The sequence below is a fragment of the Pedobacter ginsenosidimutans genome (genome assembly GCF_001442625.1).
Lineage (GTDB): Bacteria > Bacteroidota > Bacteroidia > Sphingobacteriales > Sphingobacteriaceae > Pedobacter > Pedobacter ginsenosidimutans.
In genome coordinates this window covers 277,229-300,056 of sequence record NZ_LMZQ01000003.1, presented here as the reverse complement: position 1 = coordinate 300,056, position 22,828 = coordinate 277,229, and the positions used below count along the sequence as shown (strand labels likewise).

23 protein-coding genes are annotated in these 22,828 nt (G+C 37.6%); 8 read left to right on the top strand and 15 right to left on the bottom strand.

From position 1 onward, the window contains the following. Positions 1-91: 91 nt before the first annotated feature. The 6 genes from ASU31_RS05285 to ASU31_RS05260 all read right to left on the bottom strand — a co-directional run bounded on the left by ASU31_RS05285 (position 92) and on the right by ASU31_RS05260 (position 5,876). Positions 92-406, bottom strand: a complete 315-nt coding sequence (locus ASU31_RS05285; RefSeq protein WP_029277363.1) for a seryl-tRNA synthetase — start codon at positions 404-406, stop codon at positions 92-94. A gap of 97 nt (positions 407-503) precedes the next feature. Next, the gene (locus ASU31_RS05280; protein WP_057931333.1) at positions 504-1,190 is read right to left on the bottom strand and encodes an SIMPL domain-containing protein; all 687 of its coding nucleotides are present in this window, start codon (positions 1,188-1,190) and stop codon (positions 504-506) included. Positions 1,191-1,778: 588 nt separating this feature from the next. Continuing rightward, the gene (locus ASU31_RS05275) at positions 1,779-2,231 is read right to left on the bottom strand and encodes a cold-shock protein (protein ID WP_029277369.1); all 453 of its coding nucleotides are present in this window, start codon (positions 2,229-2,231) and stop codon (positions 1,779-1,781) included. A 322-nt stretch (positions 2,232-2,553) separates the two neighbouring features. After that, positions 2,554-3,093, bottom strand: a complete 540-nt coding sequence (locus ASU31_RS05270; protein WP_057931332.1) for a GNAT family N-acetyltransferase — start codon at positions 3,091-3,093, stop codon at positions 2,554-2,556. 118 nt (positions 3,094-3,211) lie between these two features. Continuing rightward, complete coding sequence (gene fabV / locus ASU31_RS05265) at positions 3,212-4,405, bottom strand: enoyl-ACP reductase FabV (RefSeq protein WP_057931331.1); 1,194 nt, start codon at positions 4,403-4,405, stop codon at positions 3,212-3,214. Positions 4,406-4,550: 145 nt separating this feature from the next. After that, a complete protein-coding gene (locus tag ASU31_RS05260; protein WP_167346158.1) occupies positions 4,551-5,876 on the bottom strand; it encodes a hypothetical protein in 1,326 nt (441 codons plus the stop codon). A 136-nt stretch (positions 5,877-6,012) separates the two neighbouring features. Here ASU31_RS05260 and ASU31_RS05255 point away from each other — a divergent pair, with 136 nt between their 5' ends. Together ASU31_RS05255 and ASU31_RS05250 are read left to right on the top strand one after the other, a co-directional pair. Further along, positions 6,013-6,720: a DUF2490 domain-containing protein gene (locus ASU31_RS05255; RefSeq protein WP_057931329.1), complete on the top strand. Its 708-nt coding sequence runs from the start codon at positions 6,013-6,015 to the stop codon at positions 6,718-6,720. An 85-nt stretch (positions 6,721-6,805) separates the two neighbouring features. Then, on the top strand, positions 6,806-7,696 hold the full coding sequence (locus ASU31_RS05250) for a hypothetical protein (protein WP_245224482.1): 891 nt from the start codon (positions 6,806-6,808) through the stop codon (positions 7,694-7,696). Positions 7,697-7,796: 100 nt separating this feature from the next. Here ASU31_RS05250 and ASU31_RS05245 read toward each other — a convergent pair whose 3' ends face one another. The 9 genes from ASU31_RS05245 to ASU31_RS05205 form a co-directional block, all read right to left on the bottom strand. Then, positions 7,797-8,585, bottom strand: coding sequence for an aminoglycoside 6-adenylyltransferase (locus ASU31_RS05245; protein ID WP_057931667.1), 789 nt, complete (start codon positions 8,583-8,585; stop codon positions 7,797-7,799). 60 nt (positions 8,586-8,645) lie between these two features. Next, a complete protein-coding gene (locus ASU31_RS05240) occupies positions 8,646-8,867 on the bottom strand; it encodes a hypothetical protein (RefSeq protein WP_057931327.1) in 222 nt (73 codons plus the stop codon). A 107-nt stretch (positions 8,868-8,974) separates the two neighbouring features. After that, on the bottom strand, positions 8,975-9,427 hold the full coding sequence (locus ASU31_RS05235) for a DUF1572 family protein (RefSeq protein WP_057931326.1): 453 nt from the start codon (positions 9,425-9,427) through the stop codon (positions 8,975-8,977). Between the two features lie 30 nt (positions 9,428-9,457). Further along, entirely contained in the window at positions 9,458-9,922 is a 465-nt protein-coding gene (locus ASU31_RS05230; protein ID WP_057931325.1) for an ankyrin repeat domain-containing protein, read from the bottom strand. Between the two features lie 38 nt (positions 9,923-9,960). Next, on the bottom strand, positions 9,961-10,833 hold the full coding sequence (locus ASU31_RS05225; RefSeq protein ID WP_057931324.1) for a DUF4261 domain-containing protein: 873 nt from the start codon (positions 10,831-10,833) through the stop codon (positions 9,961-9,963). 571 nt (positions 10,834-11,404) lie between these two features. Further along, on the bottom strand, positions 11,405-12,136 hold the full coding sequence (locus ASU31_RS05220; protein ID WP_057931323.1) for a head GIN domain-containing protein: 732 nt from the start codon (positions 12,134-12,136) through the stop codon (positions 11,405-11,407). Between the two features lie 263 nt (positions 12,137-12,399). Beyond that, positions 12,400-14,055 (bottom strand): M1 family metallopeptidase, encoded by a 1,656-nt coding sequence (locus tag ASU31_RS05215; RefSeq protein WP_057931322.1) that lies wholly within the window; start codon positions 14,053-14,055, stop codon positions 12,400-12,402. Positions 14,056-14,129: 74 nt separating this feature from the next. Continuing rightward, the gene (locus tag ASU31_RS05210; RefSeq protein ID WP_057931321.1) at positions 14,130-15,995 is read right to left on the bottom strand and encodes a CocE/NonD family hydrolase; all 1,866 of its coding nucleotides are present in this window, start codon (positions 15,993-15,995) and stop codon (positions 14,130-14,132) included. Between the two features lie 158 nt (positions 15,996-16,153). Then, complete coding sequence (locus ASU31_RS05205) at positions 16,154-18,025, bottom strand: CocE/NonD family hydrolase (protein WP_057931320.1); 1,872 nt, start codon at positions 18,023-18,025, stop codon at positions 16,154-16,156. A gap of 240 nt (positions 18,026-18,265) precedes the next feature. Here ASU31_RS05205 and ASU31_RS05200 point away from each other — a divergent pair, with 240 nt between their 5' ends. The 6 genes from ASU31_RS05200 (at position 18,266) to ASU31_RS05175 (ending at position 22,813) form a co-directional block, all read left to right on the top strand. Next, complete coding sequence (locus ASU31_RS05200; protein WP_057931319.1) at positions 18,266-19,102, top strand: DUF6515 family protein; 837 nt, start codon at positions 18,266-18,268, stop codon at positions 19,100-19,102. Positions 19,103-19,298: 196 nt separating this feature from the next. After that, complete coding sequence (locus ASU31_RS05195; RefSeq protein ID WP_057931318.1) at positions 19,299-20,459, top strand: esterase-like activity of phytase family protein; 1,161 nt, start codon at positions 19,299-19,301, stop codon at positions 20,457-20,459. Between the two features lie 25 nt (positions 20,460-20,484). Further along, positions 20,485-21,150, top strand: a complete 666-nt coding sequence (locus ASU31_RS05190; protein ID WP_057931317.1) for an HAD family hydrolase — start codon at positions 20,485-20,487, stop codon at positions 21,148-21,150. Positions 21,151-21,272: 122 nt separating this feature from the next. Next, entirely contained in the window at positions 21,273-21,803 is a 531-nt protein-coding gene (locus tag ASU31_RS05185) for a DUF2306 domain-containing protein (RefSeq protein WP_245224481.1), read from the top strand. A 38-nt stretch (positions 21,804-21,841) separates the two neighbouring features. Continuing rightward, positions 21,842-22,393 (top strand): Crp/Fnr family transcriptional regulator, encoded by a 552-nt coding sequence (locus ASU31_RS05180; RefSeq protein ID WP_209434959.1) that lies wholly within the window; start codon positions 21,842-21,844, stop codon positions 22,391-22,393. 63 nt (positions 22,394-22,456) lie between these two features. Next, complete coding sequence (locus tag ASU31_RS05175) at positions 22,457-22,813, top strand: bleomycin resistance protein (RefSeq protein ID WP_057931314.1); 357 nt, start codon at positions 22,457-22,459, stop codon at positions 22,811-22,813. The last annotated feature ends 15 nt before the right edge of the window (positions 22,814-22,828 follow it).

The window sequence follows — 22,828 nt, the reverse complement described above, 5'->3', positions numbered from 1 at the left end:
TTCTCGCAATGACGATATTTCTCATAAAAAAAGCTTTGCATTGCTGCAAAGCTTTTTGTTTTTTATATAGATAGATGTAATGCGGTATTGATTACAAAATCAAGATCAACAATAAAATGATGATAATGATTGCACCAACTGAAAGGTAAACACCTCCAGAAACTGCACGGGCCTGGCCTTTTAATTCTCTTAACTCGCTACGTAAAGCTTTACGTTCTGCTCTTGTTAAGTTAGATTTGTCCATGTCTCTGATCTCTTCAACACGGGTTTTAATTCTTTCCAGTTTCACTGCTTGTTCTGCAGTTAATTCTGTTGGGTTTTTCGCAGGTTTATCAGCTGCCTGAGCTGAATTAAAACTAATGCCTAGAGAGAAAACCAAGGCTAACGTGTAGATGAATTTTTTCATAATATCTAATTTTTTAGTGTTCGACCTCTACGTAACAAAAAACCTACCAAAATGTTCTGGTAGGTTTTAAAAAGCATTGATTTAACCGTTAAAAATCTTATTTGATCTCGAAAATGGCATTTACTGTGAAATTCAGCTTAATTTTTTTGAAATCGATTTCGGGAGCGCCAGCGGCATCAGCCATTTCAGCTTTCATTGCATAATTTCTGTAAACAGGTTGTATTACATTGTCTCCACCATCTTGTATCTCAATTACACCACCTAATTTATCGCCTAAAGCCTCAACCATATAAGCTGCTTTCTCTTTTGCTGCCAATAAAGCTTTAATTTTAAGCTCTTTTTTTATGGTTTCAATTTTAGAATAATCGTAGCTTTCAATATTCGTATTGGCAATTCCTTTGGAATCTATCGACTCTAATATTGCATTAAACTTATTCAGATCGCTAACTTTTAAACGATATTGTTTACTGGCTAAGAAATCGGGATTTTTCTTTTTTTCTGTAGCATAATTCCAGCTGCTTAAATTGCTGATGGTTAAATTTTCTTTTGCAATGCCCGCTTTTTGTACCGCCGCAAATAATTGTTTCTCTAACTCGGTAATGTCTACTTTTTTCTTTCCGTTTAAGTATTCTTTAAGTGAAATACCGATATAAATAATATCTGGTGTTACTTCTGTTTCTGCGGTTCCGCTAACGTTAATTTTTCTACGTAAATCTACTTGTTGAGCCATCGCTGATGATAATCCTAAAAATGCAACCAGTGCAAGTGCTATTAACTTTTTCATAATTTATTTTCTTTGTGTGTACTGTAATGATGTAAGCCATGCACAAATTCCACACCGAGATTATCATTTTTTTTATTTTTTTGGAAATGAGCGTCAGTATTTCAAGGCAAAACCTGTCCCGCTATACACTTTAGCCCCGAAGAAAAATCGGGGGCTGCCGCTGCTATCGGGTTTATTAACAAAGGATTATGCTGCTATCAAGAAAAGATCTATCAAACCTTAGCAATTGCTACAGGAATAAGTTTTAACCTGAAAAATATTGTTCTTCTTATCGTACAAATATTCATTCAGGTATTTCATCCGTTCATAAAAGCTATTGTTTTAGCCACCTAAACCCGATAAAGCGGATAGCCCGGAATGAAAGCGCAGCAAAATGAGGAAAATAGCGGTGGCGGGACCGGATTGGGCCATGCACACTGAAACCTGATTTTCTAAAATAAATAGAAAGAGAGTAAAATTATGCGCAAGGTTTTATGCTTAAATAGACGGAATTATAAATGGTTATAAAACCTAGCGCAGCAGAGTTTTCTGCAGAATTTTAATCATGTTTTGCAATTAGGAATTGCAAAAAGAATTGAATTGTGGTTGTTAAACCTTTGATACTTTAACAGCAGTTGGTCCTTTTTGACCCATTTCTACTTCGAACGTAACTTTATCACCTTCTTTAATCTGGGTGATTAAACCGTTTGCGTGAACAAAAATACTGTCTTGTGTTTCAGTGTTTTTAATAAAACCGTAACCTTTACTGTCGTTAAAGAAAGTAACTGTTCCTTTTTTAACAGGATTTTCATCGATGATGTCCTCTTGTCTTGAAATACCGATCTGAATATCTTCTGTATTAATTACTTTCTTTTTCTTCGGATCTGGTGGAGTAGAAGAGATGTTTCCGTTTTCATCAACATAAGCCATCATATCTTCAAGCGCTAAACCTTTTTTTGCATTAGCCTGACGCTCTTCTTTTTTCTCTTGTTTGTCTTTTTGTTTTTTTAATCGTTTTTTTTCGTTCTCTTTTTTACTGTATGTTGCCTGAGATTTAGCCATATTTTATTTAATTGTTTTGTTTTGAAAGGTGAGTGGAATGGAGAATTATACAAAGATAACAATACTAAAGCATAAACACGATTTTATTCGGTTATGCTCTTGTCATTTGGGTTTGTGTAGTATAAAAATATTTGCCACGGAGGGCACAGAATGGTTTATCCTTTCATCGTCCTCGTTTGCAATGAGGATGGAAGGAAAAGGCGAATTTATCGCTATTGGATAGTTTAATGCATTACAAATGCGGATCTCAGTCATCCTCGTTATTCCAAAGGAATCACTTTGTGACAAACGAGGACGATTGGTGATATGAGTGCTTAAAACTTTAAGATGCTTTATTTACCCATTTATCTTTATCGATCTGATAAACGAAATTCCATTTTAGGGGCTCACCGTAATAGGCTACCTCTAATTCAGCGATTTTAAGGGCGCCTAATTTTTCTACCGCTTTTTGTGAACGGAAATTAGTAGCACCGATATGTAAAATTACTTTATCTACAAATTGAAAAGCATAATCAAACATTAAAGTTTTTAAAGCTTTATTATGCCCCTTGCCCCAAAACTCGCGGGCAATAAAAGTATAGCCAACGGCAACTGAATGGTCTGTTTCATTTAATTCGTAGTATCTGGAACTGCCCACAATTTTGTTGCTTTCTTTTTCATAAACGATAAAAGCACCCTTCGATTCTATAGCCCCTTTAAAGAAATTTTCGAAAACCGCTCTTTTATAACGGTCTTTGTTGGGGTGCTGCTCCCAAATCAAAGGATCGGAAGCTACTGCAAAAAGGGCTTCAAAATTTTCTTCTTTTAAAGGAACTAAGGTAATTAAATCGTTAGCTAATGTAGGCTGTAAATCGAAATTCATATAGGTTGGGTATAAAAACGGCTGGCTATAGGGCCAGCCGTTTTATTGTAATAGTATTATTTAGGCAAGGTAATAGATTTCTCCATTGCGTTGCACTTCAGTCGAAATGACGCTCTTATTAATCTACTAAACCTTCAATTTCTACCACTTCCTGGGCGTCTTTTTGATAATCAACGTTATCAATTTCGAAACCGAATAAGCTTAAGAAATCAGATCTGTAGCCTGGTAAATCACCTATTGCCGGTAAAGTTTCGGTTGTTGCTTCTTTCCAAAGTTCTGCAACTTTAGCCTGGATATCTTCACGCATTTCCCAATCGTCTATTCTGATTCTTCCTTTCTCATCAACAGGAACAGGGCTGCCGGTATATAAACGATCTGCATATAAACGTTGGATCTGCTCAATTGTACCCTCATGGATACCTTCTGCTTTCATTACTTTGTACAACAATGAAATATATAAAGGGATTACCGGGATAGCAGAACTTGCCTGTGTTACCAATGCTTTATTAACCGATACATAAGCTTTGCCATCAATATCTTTCAATTTATCACTGATTTTAAAAGCAGTTGCTTCTAAATCATCTTTGGCTCTGCCAATGGTTCCTTTGCGGTATACCGGCTCGGTTAAAGCTGGACCGATGTACGAATAAGCTACTGTAGTTGCACCTTCAGCAAGTAGATTCTCTGCTTTTAAGGCATCAATCCACATTGCCCAATCTTCGCCACCCATTACCGCAACGGTATTGGCAATATCTTCTTCGGTAGCAGGTTCTATAGAAATCTCTGTCACATTACCGGTGTGGAAATCGACAGTTTTATTGGTGTAAGTTCCACCGATAGGTTTTAAGGTAGAGCGGTGAAGCACTTCCGTATCAGGATGTTTCCTAACTGGTGATGCTAAGCTATAAATTACTAAATCAACCTGGCCAAGATCAGCTTTGATCAATTCAATCGTTTTTTCTTTAATTTCTTTAGAGAATGCGTCGCCATTAATGCTTTTTGCATATAAACCAGCAGCATGGGCTTCTTTTTCAAAAGCTGCACTATTGTACCAGCCTGGTGATGCAGTTTTGCCTTCAGAAGGTGCTTTTTCGAAAAATACGCCAATTGTAGAAGCGTCAGACCCATAAGCAGCAGCAATACGCGAAGCTAAACCGAAACCAGTTGATGCCCCAATTACCAATACTTTTTTAGGACCATCTATGGCTCCTTTAGATTTTACATATTCAATTTGATTCTTTACGTTTTGAGCGCAACCATCAGGGTGTGCGGTTAAACAGATAAAGCCCCTCATTCTAGGTTCGATAATCATTTTTGTTCTATTTACGTTTTGTAATGTTAAAATAAGCGCAATTTTTAAGGTATTGGAAATACCGTAATGCCCAAATCTTTAACGAAGATAAATTTTTAATTGTTTAACGTTAAATGAATTTTAAATAATAAGCTTTTACATTTGTTTAATTCGGTTTAGATCTAAATTCTATATTTAGAATATTATCTCTTTTCATATCTGTATCCAGGTAAACTATCCGTGTTTTATCGCCATAATAAATGCAGAGCACAGCTGTATTTGGTGGGACACTTCCTAAATTATCTGCTCGAAACAATAAAGTGTTTTTGCCTGGTTGCAATGTTAGATAAAACCGCTTGGATGTTTTTTTAACTGCAATTTTTTGATGGATCCATTCGTCATTAAGTTTTAAAGATACACTATCTCCATCTTCTACCTGGCCGTCCCAAATTTCAAGTTCTATCCGCTTGTTTTCAACTTGCATATTTGCAATAACATCGGTGTTTCTGTCTATGGTTTTTTCCGGAGCAATTTTTTTCTTTTGTATTTCTACAGGTTTATTGCCTATGGATTGATTAGCTGATAAGGTAGGTTTTGAATATGCCCTGTAAAACTTAGCCACTAGAAAAGTTGCAAAAGCGTTTGAGCGGTTTGAAAAATCAAAACTATACATGTTTTCGCTAGTTTTAACAATCAAATTTCCAGTATTAGGTGGCTTGCGACCATAATTATCTGCAAAAAGTGCAAGCGTATTCATTCCTGTATCTAAATGTAGCTTATGGCTAAATTTTTTCTCATCAATGGCATGTTTGTTTAAAATCATCCTGCCATTTTGAATCAGTGTTATGGTATCTGCATCTATAAGCTCTTCATCCTGTATGGCCAGGGTAACAACGCTATCTTTTGTGGTAATTGGATCGTAAATGCCATAATAAATATTATTTTTCCCGGTAGGAACCACTATCCGGGGAATATGAGGATCTGTCCATGGCGTTGAATTTGTTTTTATTAAGGTAATCTTTTCGCGATATAATAGATCCCTCATATTTACTTTTGAGCTTTCGTAAATTTCATCGCCCTCATCTAAACCGCGCATAAAAAGCCCAAAGTTATCGATCCACATCCGTTGCAAACTCAATTGTGCTTGTCCGGTTTTGGATTTACCCAGCGTAAGTACGCCATTTAGGTAGGGCATCCACTGTTTAATTTTGAAAGGGGTTTCTATTATCGGGTATTTATTTCGACCAATGCCCAGTTGTGTACTATTTTTTTGAACAAGCAAGAGCTCATAACTAAATATAAAATCACCATTTGTAATTTTTAAGTTGGCTGGATAAAGCATCTTTTCAGTTGCTTTGCCAATATTCAATTGCACATTAATTGGTAAAGCCGTGGGATAAGGACGATACTTAAAATTCCAGGTACCCGTAAAGTTCTGAGCCTTTGCTCCGGTCAAAATCATGAGTAACAAAATTCCCAAAAGAAAACGCATATGATTTTCAATGAATAAAACTTAAAGATAAGTGTATAACATCTTTTTTTGAGGATTAATTTAAAGTTAAATTATTTGCTTTGTCCATTTTCTATTAATTTAGCGCCACACAGATAAAACCGGTTTATCTCTTCTTATGAAAAAAATAGTATTGTCTGCCGTGGTGCTCATCATCATGGCTTCTGGAAAGCTTTATGCGCAAACCCAACATCAAAATTCGGGTTGGTTTATGTTTCTAAATAACACCAAATTTAATGATAAATGGGGTTTACAGTTCGATGTTCAACTGCGTTCGGCTGATGATTGGGGTTATTTGAGGAATACATTGGTGCGCCCGGCCTTACAATATTTTATTAACAATAAGCACAATGTAGCCTTAGGATATTTATGGCAGACAACGCAGTCACAATCGCTGGTTGCTGGTAATTCATTTGCACACGAACACCGAATATTTGAGCAATACATTTATAGTCACAAAATAAAGTCAGTTTTTGCCAGTCATAGGCTTAGGGTAGAACAACGTTTCATCGGTCGTACGGGTGAAGATGTATTTTCACAGCGTTTCCGCTATTTCTTCAGGCTGATTCAACCGTTACAAAAAGTTCAGCCCACGTTTACAAAAGGGCCATTTGTGGCTTTGCAGAACGAGGTATTTTTGAATATTCAGAATAAGGATAAAATTAACAATAGTGTTTTCGATCAGAACAGATTATATCTCGCTGCAGGTTACCGTTTTTCGAAACAGTTTGATCTGGAAGCTGGTTATATGAATCAGGCTACCCATGGTGTTTCGAACAATACGGTTAATAACATTATTCAGTTGGCTGTTTACACAAGGTTTTAATGTTTTAAAGTCATTTTTTGTACAACAACTCTTACAAAATGTTAAACCTGTTGTAAATGATTGGTCTTTTTGCTCAATTTGCCGCGTGAAAAGATTTACCATCCTATTTTTAGCACTCTTGTTTGGCAAGCGGATGCAGGCTCAAGAGATTCAGAAGTCTTCAACTGATCATACCCCAACCTCAAAAAGTTTATTTAATCCTGAGCATAAAAGGAATTTTTCGCGTAAAGGCGATTTCTTTTTTCACTGGGGATACAACAGCTCGTGGTATGGGAAGAGTGATATCAGGTTTCAAGGCCCGAACTACGATTTTACTTTAAAAGATGTAGTAGCACACGATAGACAGTCGAAATTGAGCTGGGATTATTTAAATCCCGGACTTATCACCGTACCGCAATACAATATCCGTGCAGGTTATTTTATCAAAGATAACTACAGTATCTCAATCGGTTGGGATCATATGAAATACGTAATGGACATCCCACAAACAGTGGCGATCACTGGTCACATCGGGCCAAATATTTCTCCAACCAATACACCTACAGGTAATTTGGCAGGCGATTATAACGGACAAAGCATTAATGTTAAAGAGAGCATGTTAACTTACGAGCATACTGATGGTTTTAATTATGCAAATATCGAAATTGAGCGTTATGATGATATTTGGGTGGCTCCGGGCGGCAATACTTCCTTAACCCTAGAAACCGGCTTGGGTGGAGGATTAATGGTGCCACGTTCAGATGTACGTTTGTTCGGACAGGGCAGAAACAACCACTTCAGTATTTCGGGTTATGGTGTTTCTGCAAAAATTGGACTTAAGTTTTATGTGTGGAAAAATGTTTACTTACAAAATACCACTAAGTTCGGCGCTACCAATTTAACCAATGTGCATACCACTGGCTGGGATGAATACGACAAGGCCAGTCAGAAGATTAACTACATCGAAAATATGTGGCTGATCGGGGTTCAGTTTTAAGATATAAGAGGAGGCTTAAGCCTCCTTTTTTGTTTTGGGGGCAATTTAAAATTGCCACGGAAACACTGAAGACACGGAGAGTATTAATATTTCTAGTTTATCATTCTGAGCGGCTGTCTTTTATTTTGGCTAAATACTGCATTACAGCATCTTCTGCCTTTTTGTTCTGCTTGATGTTTTCAGTATACAGATCAATTCTCAGGTTTTTATAAAGCGCTATCGCATTTTCTAACGCAGTAATCAAAGATGTCTTATTGTATTCGGCAATGGTACCTTTAAGTAAGTTAAAATCTTCGGCAGGGAGCTGCGATTCTACTTTACGCACACCCCGTGGTAGGTTTTTGTTTTTGATGTGCAAAAGCGGACCAAACACTACCATCCTTAAAAAGCCGAAAAAATCTAAGGCTTCCAGATACTCACCTCTGCCGATTTTTAAGAGGGCATAATGCATCCAGGTCCAAAAGCGGTCTTCAATCCATTGATAATCTGGGTAGGGAAATTTAGCTTCAGTTTGATCGAGGATTTGCTGTAATTGATTGTCTCTGTCGATTAATAGTATAGGATTTTCTACTCTTGAAGCAAATTCATCAAGGGTTAAAAACTTAATGTCAACATGTAGCAATGGCTTATCGTAAAGGCAGATCAATACCCGCGGTTCGCCAACATGCTCTCCTGTAAAGGCTGAAATTAAATTACCAAGAAGGCTGGCATATTGCAGCATTTTCGATTTATCTGTTGATCGTTTTTCTTTGGTAACCAAAATGAGATCAAGGTCTGAAAATTCGTCGATTTCGTTGCTGAGCCAGGAGCCACCTACGGCTAAACCGATAACAGATTCATCACTTTCTAATATTTTGGTTGCATTTTGGGCAAAGATTTGTTGTATCATGGGTAATTTAAATACTATTTTAATGCTGTTTTTCACTAAATATACTTTTAAGCCTAACCATTATATAGGCACAAATAAAGGCGGATGAAAAATCCAAAAACAGATTGAACGGTTTAAAACCAAAATTCCGATAGCAATCATCGCACTTTCCAGAAAAACTATCGTAAAAAGTAAACCATATTGATCAAAACCGTCAGATGCAGCCTCTAGTTTTAATGTTGCTAAAGTAGAAATAATCAATAATAGGACGGTTAGGTATATGACGGCTTTGGTTATTTTCATTAATGTATTTTATAAAAAGATTGCTTCACTCTTGCGCACAGTCCTATGCTTCTGTTCGCAATGACGATCTAGCATAGATTTCTTTTCGCTGGTCGCACAGCATCTGGCTACAGTTCGTCATCCAATAATCTTCGGTGGTAATTGATCTGCCCTAAGTGATAGGCTAAATGTGTGGTAAGGTGAACCAGGAAGAATTCGGTCGATGTTTTCTCCTGAAATACCAATGTTGGGTATTCGCTATTGAGCTGTTTTTCGGTTATTTTATCCAGCGTTTCGTTAACCACTATTATAGTTGCTTCAATTATGTTGATGAGCTCCTGTTTTGGAACATCTTTTAACGAAAACTCCAATTCGCGGTTGCGGATGTAATTGCTGCCGCCTAAAGTTGCACCAATATAAGTATTGAGGTTTCCGATTAAATGCAGGCAAAGGTTCCCAGCTGAGTTTGCAATGCTTTTATCTATAATCCATAAGTTCGCTTCGTTTTTATACGACCCGATTTCGGATTTTAGCCTGTTTAAATCACGGTTAAAAAGTGTTTTTAAGGTTTGGGTAAGCATATAGGGTAAGGAGGTATAAATGTTGATGACCTATTTAATTTTCTCTTTAAGTTTATCCTCAATATATTTAATAAGGTCGCTATTCTTACTTTCTTTTGCTGCAGTAAGCACTGTGTTGCCAGTGCCATCATTTGCATTAATGTCGGCTCCGTTATTTAGTAATAAATCTACCATGTCTTGATTCCCTTTTGCTGCAGCATACATCAAGGCTGTGGTATTAAAGCCATCCTTCCAGTTTACATCTAATTTATATTCGAGTAAAAGCTTTACGATATCGATGTTTTTATTATTTACTGCAGATATCAGCATACTCACTTTCATCCATGCCCCAACTGATTTAATATAACTGGCCTTGGCTCCATTTTTCAAAAGAGCGGCGGTCTTTTCTGTATTATTTTTTGTGATTGCAAAATATAATTCGTCGTTTTTATTTTGTGCAGATGCTAGGAAAAAAATAGAAAAGACAGCGAAGAGTGTTAGTAATGCTTTTTTCATAAGCGTGTTTTTTTATGATTAGTAAATTTTTGTGATTCTTAATCTGACGTTACATTTACCACAATTCTTTCGGGCCCCACAAGTGAAAATTGTTTCTCACATTTCCATTTTGAGCCAGTTTTTAATCCTTCAAGTGTGTTTCCGTCAACTATAATATCGCCAAATTCATAGGCATAGTAAGCATATGTCCATAATAAATTTGCGACTTCATTTTCATCTGCTGCAGAGAATCGAATTTGAAAATCTGGTAATCCAATGGTGTGAAGACCTACGGTATCCATCAGCAATTCTTTGTGGCCTGTATCGGTGCCCGCATTGTATAACCGTACATTACAAAGTACATATAATGTTTGTATTTTATCGGTATCCCAAATGTTAATGATATCGGTAGGGTTTAAAATTTTTTGTCCTGGAGCTGAATAAATGGCATTTGGTTGAGTTACCTTGATCACTGCAACTAAGAAATCCATAAATACATTTAAGCGTTCTTTATAGGGTAATGTTCTCGACATTAAATCAGTTATCAATATTTCGTAAGTGCAGTTTTTTGCAGTTTGATTGGCTTCAGCCCAATGCCAGTTTTGTTGAAAAGCGGCATCTGGAAGTTCTACCTCAGATTTGCCCTGATCAGGTATCATTATAGTACACTGTGCCGGAATTGTTGCATCAGCAAATTGAATGGGGTGATCGGAGAATGAAAAAATGAAACTGTTTTCTGAGAAAGAATGCTCAACATTTTCAAAATGTTTTTTTACCTCGGTTAATATCTGATTGCTATCGAAGTTGGGTTTATCAAGGAATAAAAGCTTGGTGGTAAGCAGTTCCGGGAAATTCTCCAATGGATCATTTTCTGCTATCTGTTCATTTTCTTCTACAATGTTTTTCTTTTTAAATATGTCGAATAAACCCATGCTTGTACGTTTCTTAATAGCTAATATTGTTGTTATAAAGTGGTTTAAATATACAAATGAATACAACCTAACACCACATTAAATTAGAATTTCTTTAGTTAACGGTTAGGTTTTCTTTGCTGGCCTGAGTGCGTAAACCCAATAAAATGGAAAGCCCGGATGCCCGATCCTTTAACGATGAATCAACACTAAATTAGCATCGGGTTGAGGACTTGAAGTGATAGCGGGACTGACAGTTGATACTAGGAATGATCTACTTTTCATAAAATAAAGGATGTTAAAGCACATTGTCCGACCGAGGATCTTTTGCAGAAAAGATGAAGCTGTATCATAAGTTGTGATTCCATTCGAACTTGTCACGTTGAGCTTCCCGAAGAATCAGGACAAGTAGTCGAAACGCTTTGAGGAGCATTTAAACAGGTCCTTCGACAAGCTCAGGATGACAATCTATATTTATGATACAACCTCTTGACGATCGCATTGGGAAATAGAGCTAAAAAATGAGCTCCAATTCCATAAAAAAAACACCTACAATTTCTTGCAGGTGTTTCTCTATTAAAACGAGTTTAATTTATACCTTTCTTACACCACCTGAGCCAACAACAGTTTTATCGACACTTGGATTGCCTGAATAATTTACGCTTCCTGATCCGCTGATTACCGCTCTAATGCTTTCGCTTACGGCGATGTTTACGGTTCCTGAACCACTGATGGTACTGGTTAAAGTTTTTGTAGAAAAAGATTTACCGGCAAAGGTACCTGAGCTGCTGATTACCACTTTAGCATGATCTGCGCTGCCTGTAATGTTTATTGCACCAGAACCGCTAATTACACCATTGTAGTTGTCTACATCAGCGGTTGCTTTAATGCTTCCCGAACCGCTTACAGTTGTGGTTAAGCTGCCTGTGCTGATTTTTCCGTTAACGCTTAAGCTGCCATCACCACTTACGGTTAAGCTGGCCAACTCTTTTGCTGTTACGTAAGCCGTGATTTTTTTTCCTTCGTATTTTCTGGTCCAGCTTGTAATACTGGTTTGCGGGCGGATAACCAAAACGTTGCCTTTTACTTCGGTAACAATTGAGGCCAATGCATCAGCATCGCCTTCTAAACGGCAGCTTTCGCTATTGCCCAAAGTTACAATTACGTTTATTGGGCCTGCTGCAGCAACTCCGTTGAAGTTTTTTACCTCTCTGTCGTCGCTATTATTTTTTGAAATGTTGTGGCTGATCTGATTTTTTGCAATTACATTAATACTAGAGGTTAATGTTAGGGATGCCAATAATATTGCAAATATTTTTTTCATGGGTATAGATTTTATTTTTTTAGATAAATAATGAGCTTTTTCTTATAAGACGATGGTTTTGTTGAAAAGTTGCATAAGATGAAATTTAATTCTCTTTATCAGTGGTATTCGGCCATGCTCAAAAATGAAGCTGTATCATGAAGGTAGTTTCTCTTCCGATTTTGTCATGTTGAGCCTGTCGAAACACATAAAAGCGTATTTAACTAAGTCCTTCGACAAGCTCAGGATGACAAATTCTATATTTATGATATAGCTGCTGGGATTTAATTACCCTTTTTTGTATTGATGTAAAACAACGGATCGTGTTTAAAGTTATCTGCATTTATGCTGGCATCTACTTTAATTGTTTTCCAATTGTTTGTAGGTTTAATCAAGGTGTAAGCACCTGTTTTTAATGTTACGCGCACAGGCATATCAAAACCTTTAACATCGGTTGTCCAGCGATAAGATAAAGTGCCGTTGTTGATTTTATATTCTAACACAGGGATTTTGGTAAAACGTAAATACTGATCGAAAATTTTATCCAGTTTAAGCCCGCTTTGTTTGGCTATATAATTTTCGATCTGAGCAGTGGTTACCGTTTGATGGTAAAATGTTTTGCTTAGGCCGCGAAGAATCTGTCTGAACTTTTCATCGTTATTAATCAACTGGCGGATGGTACTAATCAAATTTGCACCTTTTGGATACATATCGCCTGAACCTTCTTTATTTACACCATAAGGGCCAATAACCGGAATATCGTTTTGGATAATTTTCTGTAATCCGATTACATACTCGTTTGCTGCCGCTTTGTTCTCGGTACATTCGGTAAACAATACCTCCGAATAATTGGTGAAACCTTCGTGAATCCACATATCGGCAATATCTTTCGAGGTGATGTTATTGCCAAACCATTCGTGGCCGCTCTCATGGATGGTGATGAAATCCCATTTTAAACCATGTCCGGTACCGCTTAAATCTTTGCCTAAATAACCTGGTTTAAATTGATTGCCATAAGCTACTGCGCTTTGGTGTTCCATACCTAAATGTGGTGCCTGAACCAATTTGTATCCGTCTTTGTACCATGGGTAAGGACCAAACCAATATTCGAAACATTTTAACATGGGTTTAACGTCGGCATCCCAATGTGGGCGGGCTTTGGCGCTATCGGTTTGCAGCGCCCAGTAATCGATGCTGAGTTTTCCGTTTTCACCATCATAACTATCTTGCCAGTGGGCATATTTGCCAATGTAAAAGGTTACATCGTAATTGTTGATGGGATTAGCGACAAACCAATTGTATTGTTTATAACCATCGGGTTTATCTACAGTATTTCTCAGTCTTCCATTAGATATTTCCTGTAAAGTTTTAGGAACACTAATGCTGATTAACATACTATCTACCTCGTCGCTCTGGTGATCTTTATTCGGCCACCACACACTTGCACCTAAACCCTGGCAGGCCACAGAAACAAAAGGATTGCCGGCTTCATCTTTTTTGAAGATAAAACCGCCATCCCAGGGTGGTGTTTTGGCTACAGTAGGATTACCAGAATAGAAAACAGTAAATTTATCTTTGCTTCCTTTTTTTACAGCTTTAGGGAAGGTTACAAAAACCGCATTGTATTCTCGGGTAAAAGGTAAATCGGCACCCTTATATACCACTTTATCAACTTTTAAATTATCAAAAAGATCGAACTGTAATTTGGTAAAATCCTGTGTGGCGGTAAAAGCAAATTCATTGCTGCCGCTAACAGATTTTTGATCGATATCGATCTTCACATCCAGGTGGTAATAATTGATATCGTAACAGGTACGTAGCGGGGTAAGTGTTCCGCGGAGGCTATCGGCCCTTGAATTTACCTGGTTTTTGCCGAGCATTTGTGCTTGTAAAGTTGAAATGCTGAGGGCAGTGGTAAGAATGAATAGTAATTTTTTCATTTGTTTTGGTTTGTTGATCGTTTAAAACGATTGGTAATTGCACGCTCGTTAGAAACGAGCGAGAGCTTATCAAATTATTTTATCACATCAACTTCGATAAAACTATCGTTAAATACAGTTTGCGTAGCTTTAATATAATCGGCTTCGGTTGCTTTATATGGGTTTTCTACAAATTTTTGTGGATTACGTGCAAATAAAGGGAATGCTGTGCTCTGCACCTGGATCATAATCCGGTGTCCTTTTTTGAAGGTGTGTAGTACATCCTGTAGCTGAAAGTTCACATCCGTTTTCTGGTTGGCTACCAAGGCCTCAGGTTTTTCGAAACTATTGCGGAAGCGGGCAGGCATAACTTCCGAACGTACCATTTGCCAGTAATTGCTCAAAATGATATTCTTGTTTGACATATACGGGTTGTTAGGTTCATCGGCAGGGTAAACATCGATCAGTTTTACGATAAAATCTGCATCGGTACCTGTGGTTGCAATTTTAAGGTGCGACATAATTTCGCCTCCCAAAGTAATATCGTTATCCAATACATCGGTTTGATACACCAACACATCTGGTCTTCTGCCTGCAAAACGTTGGTCTTCGCTCATATAATTGTGTGGCGTAAAACCCAATGTTGTGGTTAAATCTTCGGTATATGGAACAGGCTTTAATGGATCGCTGATGTAGTTTACTGAGCCAGCGGCACCAGGCGCAGTCATGCTGAGCTTGCCATCGGCACCCAAGTATAATTTTTGTTTAGTCGTCTTTTCTGTTGGCCATTTGGCAAAAGTTTCCCATTGTTTTTTACCGGTATCGAACATGTAGGCTTCAGGCAGACCAGAGTTTTTATCGCCATTGCCTTTTAAAAAGTGATTAAAGAATTTAGCTTCAATTTCTTTCTGATAGAATGTTGCAATGCTATCACCGAAATACACATTACTATGCATGGTATGACCGGTTTCGCGACTCCATCTTCCATGCCCAAATGGTCCCATCACAATCGTATTGTAAGCATTAGGGTTTTTCTTTTCGATGGTTTTATAAATGTTTAGCGGGCCTGATAAATCTTCAGCATCGTACCATCCACCAACTACCATTACCGCAGGTTTAATGGTGTTATAGTGTTTTAATAAGCCACGTTTTTGCCAAAACTCATCATAGTTTGGGTGGTTAACGGTTTCTTGCCAGAAGAAATTATCCTTGTAATATTTGTCTGCATTGCTTAAAGGGCCTAAATCTAAAGCAAACTGATAACCATCTTTTGTTTTTGGAAGGATTAACTGGTTGTTGTACCAGGCTTTAGAGGTTGTATCGGTTTTCTGCACGCCAAATACCGGAAAAGTCATGAAATAACTTTGCAAAAATGATCCGTTGTGGTGGAAATCATCAAAAAAGAAATCTGAAATTGGCGCTTGTGGCGATGAGGCTTTTAAAGCAGGGTGATTGCTTAAAATTCCTGCAGCGGTGTAAAAGCCTGGGTAAGAAATTCCCCATTGGCCAACTTTACCATTGTTATTGGCTACATTTTTAACCAACCAATCGATGGTATCATAAGTGTCTGATCCCTCATCAACATCTTTTTTGGTCTTTTTATTGTCGATTACCGGGGTCATATTGGTCCAGGTGCCTTCGCTTTTCCAGCGACCGCGCACATCCTGATACACCATAATATAGCCCTCTTTCATCATCAATTCTGACGGGCCTAATTTTGCAGGAAATTTATCTTCACCATAGGGGGCAATGCTATAGCAGGTGCGTTGCATGATCATTGGGTATTTTTTATCCTTGGCTGCATCTTTAGGTGTGTAGATGGCGGTAAAAAGTTTAGTTCCATCGCGCATTGGGATATAAACTTCTTTTTTGGTGTAATTGGCTTTTGGATATCCTGCATCGCTTTGTGCAAAAGCAGAAGAGGCTGAGAGCAGGATGATGATCAGTTTTAGGTATTTCATTTTGAATAAATAAGTTAGTAAAGCGGGTATTTTAATAGGCTTTCGGTTCGTGAAGACACGAACCAAGGCAATGGGTATATTCAGGTTGTTTTGTGAATCGTTAAAAACGATTTGCAATTACACGCTCGTTAGAAACGGGCGTGGCATAGTTTTCAGCCTTATTTCAACACCGAAACAGTAATAAATGAGCTGTTGTGCACATCATGATAAATTTTATGTGTTGCTTTCTGAAAATCCTGTGGCTCGGCCAGATAAATATCCATAAATTTCTGCGGATTGCGATCGGCTAAAGGGAACCATGAGTTTTGAATCTGGATCATAATTTTATGGCCTTTTTTAAAGGTATGCGCCACATCGGGCAAAGGGTAATTTACTTTTGTGATGGCACCTGGAACAAAAGGCTCAGGTTTTTCGAAACTGTTGCGGTATTTTCCACGCATAATTTCTCCGCGCACCAGCATTTCGTAACCACCCATAATCAGGTTTTTAGGGTTTGGTTCTGGATTTGGTGCATCTTCTGGATAAACATCAATCAGTTTAACTACATAATCGGCATCTGTTCCAGTAGTCGAAACCACCAGGTTGGCCAAAACAGAACCGGTTAAGGTAATATCTTGTGTTAAAGCATCAGTTTGATAAGTTTTTACATCCGGACGGCGGGCAGCAAAACGCTGATCATCGATCATGTACTCACGGGTACGTTTGGCCTGAATGCCATCCTGGTAAGGTACAGGATTATTCGGATCGCTCACATATTCATCCCAGCTATCGGTTCTGCCCACTTTTTCGAAGCTGAGCTTTCCATTAGGTTGTAAATAAAGGTTTTTGTTTTCTACCTCTTGTGGTGGCCATGTTTTGAACTTTTTCCATTCGTTACTTCCCGTTACAAAAATATTCGCTTCTGCTGCATTAAAATCGCCTTCACCTTTTAAATAATGTTTAAAGAAAGGCAGTTCGTATTGCTCCTGGTAGTCGATACTGGTGGTTTTGCCGAAAGAGATATCGCCAAAATAAGAACCATCACTACGTACCCAGCCGCCATGGAACCAGGGGCCTGCAACCAGGATATTATTGGCGCCAGGATTCTGTTTCTCAATTGCTTTGTAGGTGTCAAAAGTTCCATAGGCATCTTCGGCATCGAAAAAGCCGCCCACCACCATCACTGCGGGTTTTACATTGGTTAAATGCGGCGTAATTAAACGTGCTTTCCAGAAGGTATCCAGATTCGGGTGTTTAAATAAATCGTTCCAGAATTTAATGCTGTCTGCAAAGTATCTGTCTTTTAAGTTTTTAACCGATCCTGCTTCTAAATAAAAGCGATAATTGTCTTGGATAGGAAACTGAAAACCTTTAGGTCCTTTATCTGGTGTTATCGGTTTAGGTCTAGGTACACCAAAATTTCCCATAAAGCTGAAAGCATCCATTAAAAATAATGTACCGCGGTGGTGAAAATCATCACCCATAAACCAATCGGTAACTGGCGCCTGAGGTGAGACAGCTTTTAGTGCAGGATGTGCATTTGGCAATGAAGTAGTAGAATAAAAACCAGGGTACGAAATGCCATAAATGCCTGCATTACCATTGTTGCCTTTCACGTTTTTAACTAACCAATCGATAGTGTCGTAGGTATCTGTACTTTCATCAATAGCTGTTTTAGATTTTTTTCCAACCAGTTGAGGGCGGATATCGGCAAAAGTGCCCTCACTCATCCATCGGCCCCTCACATCCTGATATACAAAAATGAATCCCTCACGCATCATCGCCGGAAAATTCCCCAAACTCAGCTTATATTTATCTTCGCCATAAGGCGCAACGGTATAGGGCGTGCGGTTAATTAAAAATGGATATTTTTTGGTTTGATTTTTGGGTATATAAATGGAAGTGAAGAGTTTAACCCCGTCGCGCATGGGGATCTGGCGTTCTATTTTGGTGTAGTTTTCTCTAACATATGCCGAATCGGTTTGCTGGGCTATTAATTCATTAGAAATAAACAGACAAAATAAAAGGCTGAAAATTCTTGTAAGGTTCATTTAAGCTAGTTTTTAGGAATAAAATTTAAATATAGGTGATTAGTGATTGATTAGAAAAAATAGCCCGTAAAAGGTTTGTTAGCAAAGATGTAATGGTGTAAAATGATAGATATGTAATGTATTTTGCCATTAAAACCTTCCCTTCGTCATTATTTTATCAAAATTTAGTTAAATATTGTTAAGGGATAATCTTTTAGGAATTTTCACCGTCATATATATAATCGACATAAACACAAAATAATGAATAGGTTATTAAATAAAGGATTGGTTGTTTTCGCTGCAGCAGCGATGATTGCAACCTTGAGTATTGAAAGCGTTTCTGCACAGCGGCCAAGTAGGAGTGGAGGTTCTTTCGGAGGTGGTAGATCTGGTTCGATAAGCCCATCTAGAGGCGGTGGTTCTATTTCCAGACAACCATCCATGCATGCGCCAGGTAGAGGTAGTTATGTACCGGGTAACGGCGGTCGGCCACTAAGACCTAATTACAGTTATAACAGACCAGGTTATCGCCCAGGTTTAGGATATGGTAGGCCAGGTTATGGTTATCGCCCGGGCTATGGAAGGCCTTATTACAGGCCGTATTATAGCTATTATAATTTTTACAGACCGTTTTTAGGTTTCAGGATTGGTGTATTGCCTTATGGCTATTATCCGTTCTGGTATGGTCCTACCCAGTTTTATTATTCTGGTGGATTGTTCTATCAGCAAAACAACAGTCAATACGAAGTGGTAACCCCACCAGTTGGTGCTGAAGTTCCGAATTTACCATCGGATGCAAATCAGGTAACCATTAATGGGGTTGATTATTACGAATACAAAGGTGTTTATTATACCCAAAAAGAAAATGCTGATGGTAAAACTGTATATGTTGTGGCCGGAAAAGACGGTATTTTAAACACAACTGATGGTCCGGTTGATACGCATAATATAGGCGATATTATAAATCAACTGCCAGAAGGTTGCAGAGAAGTAACCATTAAAAACGAAAAGTATTTTGTTTCGCCCGATGATGTTTATTATGAAGAAATAGTAGATGGAACAAATATTACTTACCGCGTAATTGGTAAGTTGTTTTAATCTTAGTTTTAGCAGTGTCAGATGGTAACATCTGACACCACTTATAATTCTAATAGATGTGCAGTTGGCTGTTACCATCCGACAGTATTGTTTAATATCTGTAAGAAAGAGGTCTATCTTCTTAATGTTCTCAATCTCTTAATGATGGACTTTTTGCAGCAAAAATTCTATATTTTTACGTCCTAAACATTTCGATTTGAAACCTGTATCGCAGCTCTTCTTTGTTTATTCAGTTCTTGGTATTGTGCTCTCATCTTGTTCTGCAACTAAGTATGCTGCGGTTAAGCAAAATGAAACCAATATTTCATCAGTAAAGTTTCTGGATGAATACATTATGCCCTTAAATCCAATTTTCCAAAATACGGTTGTTGGTGGTTTATCGGGGATTGATTACGATGTAAAGCAAAACGAGTATTACATGATCAGTGATGATCCATCACAGCATAGTCCGGCGAGGATTTATACTGCACAGATTGATATTAAAGAAAATAAGATCGATACCGTTCGGGTAACTGGTGTTACTTATATCTTACAGGAAAATGGAAAACCATACCCTAAATACGGAAGTGATAAAACTGTAAAGCCTGATGGCGAATCGGTTCGTTATAATCCCTTAACCAAACAATTACTTTGGAGCAGTGAGGGAGAAAGGTTGTTTAAGGATGGTGATACTACGATAGTTCAGCCCAGCTTAACCTTTATTTCTACAGATGGAAAGTTTCTGGATACCATCCCAATGCCTAAGGGCTTTCATTTTACAAAGACCGAAAGCGGGCCACGCAAAAATGCTTTGTTTGAAGGTTTAACTTATGCCGATCAGTACAAAACATTGTATGCCAGTTTAGAAGAACCACTTTATCAGGATGGACCTCAGGCTGCTTTTGAATATAATAAAGCCTTAACACGGATTTTAAAGTTTGATGTAGCTGCAAAAAAAAATATTGCCCAGTATGCTTATAATCTGGGTGCAATGCCAGTTAAGCCTACCGTTGAAAACGATTGGAATGTAAATGGAATTTCTGAAATACTAGCCATTAATAATGATACGCTTTTGGTAATGGAAAGGGCCTGGGCAAAAGGGCACGATGATCATACCTTTTTGAAACTTTATTTGGTTGATTTACGGGGTGCTGAAAATGAAATCAATAATAGCTCCTTTGTACAAAATCCACCAAAGCCATTAACCAAAAAATTGCTTTTCGATTTTGATTCCTTAAACCAGCATATCGATAATTTTGAAGGCATAACCTTTGGGCCAAAATTGCCAAACGGACATCAATCGTTAATTTTTTGTGTAGATAATAATTTCGGTAAATCTCAGGTACAACAATTTTTCTTATTTGAGATCATTCCCTAAGAATCGTTCCTGTTAAAAATTTATAATGAGTAAAATAAAAGCATTACTGTTTGATTTAGATGGTACATTAATTGATTCTGAGAAGTTTCATTTCGATTGTTGGAATAAGTTTTTGTCTGAATACGAAGTTGCGCTGGATTTTAAGGATTGGTTAACAAATTACGCTGGAATCCCTTTGCCTAAGAATGCAAAAACTATAATAGACAGGTATAAAATTGAAGAAGAGTTAGAAGGTTTTATCAGTAGAAGAGAAAAGATAACTTTTGATGGCTTTAGAACAACTGATATTCAGTTGATGCCCTTTGCATTAGAATTTATCAAGTTTGCTTACGAAAAAGGGCTTACTCTGGCTGTGGTTACGGCTAGTCCTAAAATTGATGTTGAAGCCGTTTTTGAGCGGAACGGTCTGGCTAAGTATTTCAGTTTGTTTATTACCCGAACAGATGTAAGTAAATCTAAGCCTGATCCCGAAAGTTATAATCTTTGTGTTGAGCGATTGGGTTTTGAAAAAAATGAGTGCCTTGTTTTTGAAGATACTTTAAATGGGGTTAAATCTGCGTTGGCTGCGGGCATTACCTGTTACGCCATTCAGAGTAATGTACGGGCACATCAAAAATTAAAAATAGCCGACGAATTGTTCCTCAGCTTTGCAAATGCCAGAGAATTTATGCTGCAAAAGGAATTGATTTAGTTCTTGAAAATTAACTAGCTTAGTATAAAGCAATAGAACTTTGTATGGTTAAAAAAGGATTATGGATTTTATTTGCAACCTTCGCATTGTTGATTGGGCTCTACCCAATGATTTACTTTTTAATGGATAGGAAATTTGGATTGTTAAATTCAAAGTCGGTTGAATTGTTGACCAATACTTTCTGGAACATTGGTTTTTATGTGCATATCATTTTCGGAGGAATCGCTTTATTTATCGGTTGGACGCAGTTTAGTCCGAAAATAAGAAATAGGCGCATGGCACTTCACCGAAAACTAGGTAAAGTTTATGTGATCGCTGTATTGCTCAGTGCATTAGCGGGTATTTATATTGGCTTTTTTGCAACAGGAGGATGGGTTTCTTCCACTGGATTTATTTGTTTAGGCATCATTTGGTTTTACACTACTTTAAGGGCTTATTTACACATCAAACGCACAGAAATTGAAAAGCATCAAAAAATGATGGTTTATAGTTATGCGGCTTGTTTTGCTGCTGTAACATTGAGGATTTGGCTACCTATTTTGACAATGGTTTATAACGATTTTTCAAAGGCTTACCTGGTTGTTGCCTGGTTATGCTGGATTCCGAATTTAATTGTTGCCTATTTAATCATCAGAAAAACGGCTAATCAATAAGTTATTTTGACCCTCCATCCTCTGTAATAATTTAGTTTATGATGTCAGCCCAGGAAATTTTAGCTAGTGTCGGGTCATTTTCACCTTATGACCTGCTTCTTTTTGAGGAAAAGACGGTGCGAAAAATATTTAGCAAAAATGATATGCTCTTGCAGCCAGGTGAAATCTGTCAATCTGTTTATTTCATTTTATCGGGATCATTTTTTCAATTTCAGGATAACGATTTAACAGAAACGATTATCGATCTGCACCTGCCAAAAGAATGGATGTACAATCACCCAAGCTTGATTGAACAAAAGCCATCAGGCACCACCATTAAAGCATTTGAGGATGCTGAAGTTATTGAATTGAGTTTAAGTAACCTGCATGGTCTGATTGCCGGGTCGCAGTCTTTCTTAAACCTGGGAAGAATTTTTGACCAAGCTAATCACCGGACTTACCTTTTCGACAATGCATTAAGTCCTGCGCAAAAATATAATTACATCAAAAATGTCAAGCCGCTAATTGTACAGGTTTTTCCAGTCAAAATGATTGCTTCATACCTTAAGATTGCCCCTGAAACATTGAGTAGGGTAAGGGCAAATCATTGAATTTCCTGATTTGGATCAAGTGCAGCTTTTCGGAAAAATACCGATTTTTGAAATAAAAAAAATATGTTAACAGATATCAATCCAAAACTTCCCATGCGTGATAAAGCAATCACCAGAGATTTTTATGTGAATAAATTAGGTTTTAAAGATATTGGAAGTGCAGATTTTAAAGATTACCTGATGGTACAAAAGGATCAGGTCCAGATTCACTTTTTTCTGTTTGAAACACTTGATCCGAAAGAAAATTACGGCCAGGTTTATATCCGTACAAACGATATTGATGGGCTGTACAAATCTATGCTCGAAACTAAACAAAGCATTCATCCCAACGGAAGCTTACAAACAAAACCATGGGGGCAGAAAGAGTTTGCAATGCTTGATCCAGACAGTAATTTACTCACTTTTGGGCAAGAGATTTAAGAGGGGTTCATTGGT

Coding starts and splice junctions, on each gene's coding strand:
- ASU31_RS05285 (WP_029277363.1), bottom strand. CDS start 406: ATGAAAAAATTCATCTACACGTTAGCCTTGGTTTTCTCTCTAGGCATT.
- ASU31_RS05280 (WP_057931333.1), bottom strand. CDS start 1,190: ATGAAAAAGTTAATAGCACTTGCACTGGTTGCATTTTTAGGATTATCA.
- ASU31_RS05275 (WP_029277369.1), bottom strand. CDS start 2,231: ATGGCTAAATCTCAGGCAACATACAGTAAAAAAGAGAACGAAAAAAAA.
- ASU31_RS05270 (WP_057931332.1), bottom strand. CDS start 3,093: ATGAATTTCGATTTACAGCCTACATTAGCTAACGATTTAATTACCTTA.
- fabV (WP_057931331.1), bottom strand. CDS start 4,405: ATGATTATCGAACCTAGAATGAGGGGCTTTATCTGTTTAACCGCACAC.
- ASU31_RS05260 (WP_167346158.1), bottom strand. CDS start 5,876: ATGCGTTTTCTTTTGGGAATTTTGTTACTCATGATTTTGACCGGAGCA.
- ASU31_RS05255 (WP_057931329.1), top strand. CDS start 6,013: ATGAAAAAAATAGTATTGTCTGCCGTGGTGCTCATCATCATGGCTTCT.
- ASU31_RS05245 (WP_057931667.1), bottom strand. CDS start 8,585: ATGATACAACAAATCTTTGCCCAAAATGCAACCAAAATATTAGAAAGT.
- ASU31_RS05240 (WP_057931327.1), bottom strand. CDS start 8,867: ATGAAAATAACCAAAGCCGTCATATACCTAACCGTCCTATTATTGATT.
- ASU31_RS05235 (WP_057931326.1), bottom strand. CDS start 9,427: ATGCTTACCCAAACCTTAAAAACACTTTTTAACCGTGATTTAAACAGG.
- ASU31_RS05230 (WP_057931325.1), bottom strand. CDS start 9,922: ATGAAAAAAGCATTACTAACACTCTTCGCTGTCTTTTCTATTTTTTTC.
- ASU31_RS05225 (WP_057931324.1), bottom strand. CDS start 10,833: ATGGGTTTATTCGACATATTTAAAAAGAAAAACATTGTAGAAGAAAAT.
- ASU31_RS05220 (WP_057931323.1), bottom strand. CDS start 12,136: ATGAAAAAAATATTTGCAATATTATTGGCATCCCTAACATTAACCTCT.
- ASU31_RS05215 (WP_057931322.1), bottom strand. CDS start 14,055: ATGAAAAAATTACTATTCATTCTTACCACTGCCCTCAGCATTTCAACT.
- ASU31_RS05210 (WP_057931321.1), bottom strand. CDS start 15,995: ATGAAATACCTAAAACTGATCATCATCCTGCTCTCAGCCTCTTCTGCT.
- ASU31_RS05205 (WP_057931320.1), bottom strand. CDS start 18,025: ATGAACCTTACAAGAATTTTCAGCCTTTTATTTTGTCTGTTTATTTCT.
- ASU31_RS05200 (WP_057931319.1), top strand. CDS start 18,266: ATGAATAGGTTATTAAATAAAGGATTGGTTGTTTTCGCTGCAGCAGCG.
- ASU31_RS05190 (WP_057931317.1), top strand. CDS start 20,485: ATGAGTAAAATAAAAGCATTACTGTTTGATTTAGATGGTACATTAATT.
- ASU31_RS05185 (WP_245224481.1), top strand. CDS start 21,273: ATGGATAGGAAATTTGGATTGTTAAATTCAAAGTCGGTTGAATTGTTG.
- ASU31_RS05180 (WP_209434959.1), top strand. CDS start 21,842: ATGATGTCAGCCCAGGAAATTTTAGCTAGTGTCGGGTCATTTTCACCT.
- ASU31_RS05175 (WP_057931314.1), top strand. CDS start 22,457: ATGTTAACAGATATCAATCCAAAACTTCCCATGCGTGATAAAGCAATC.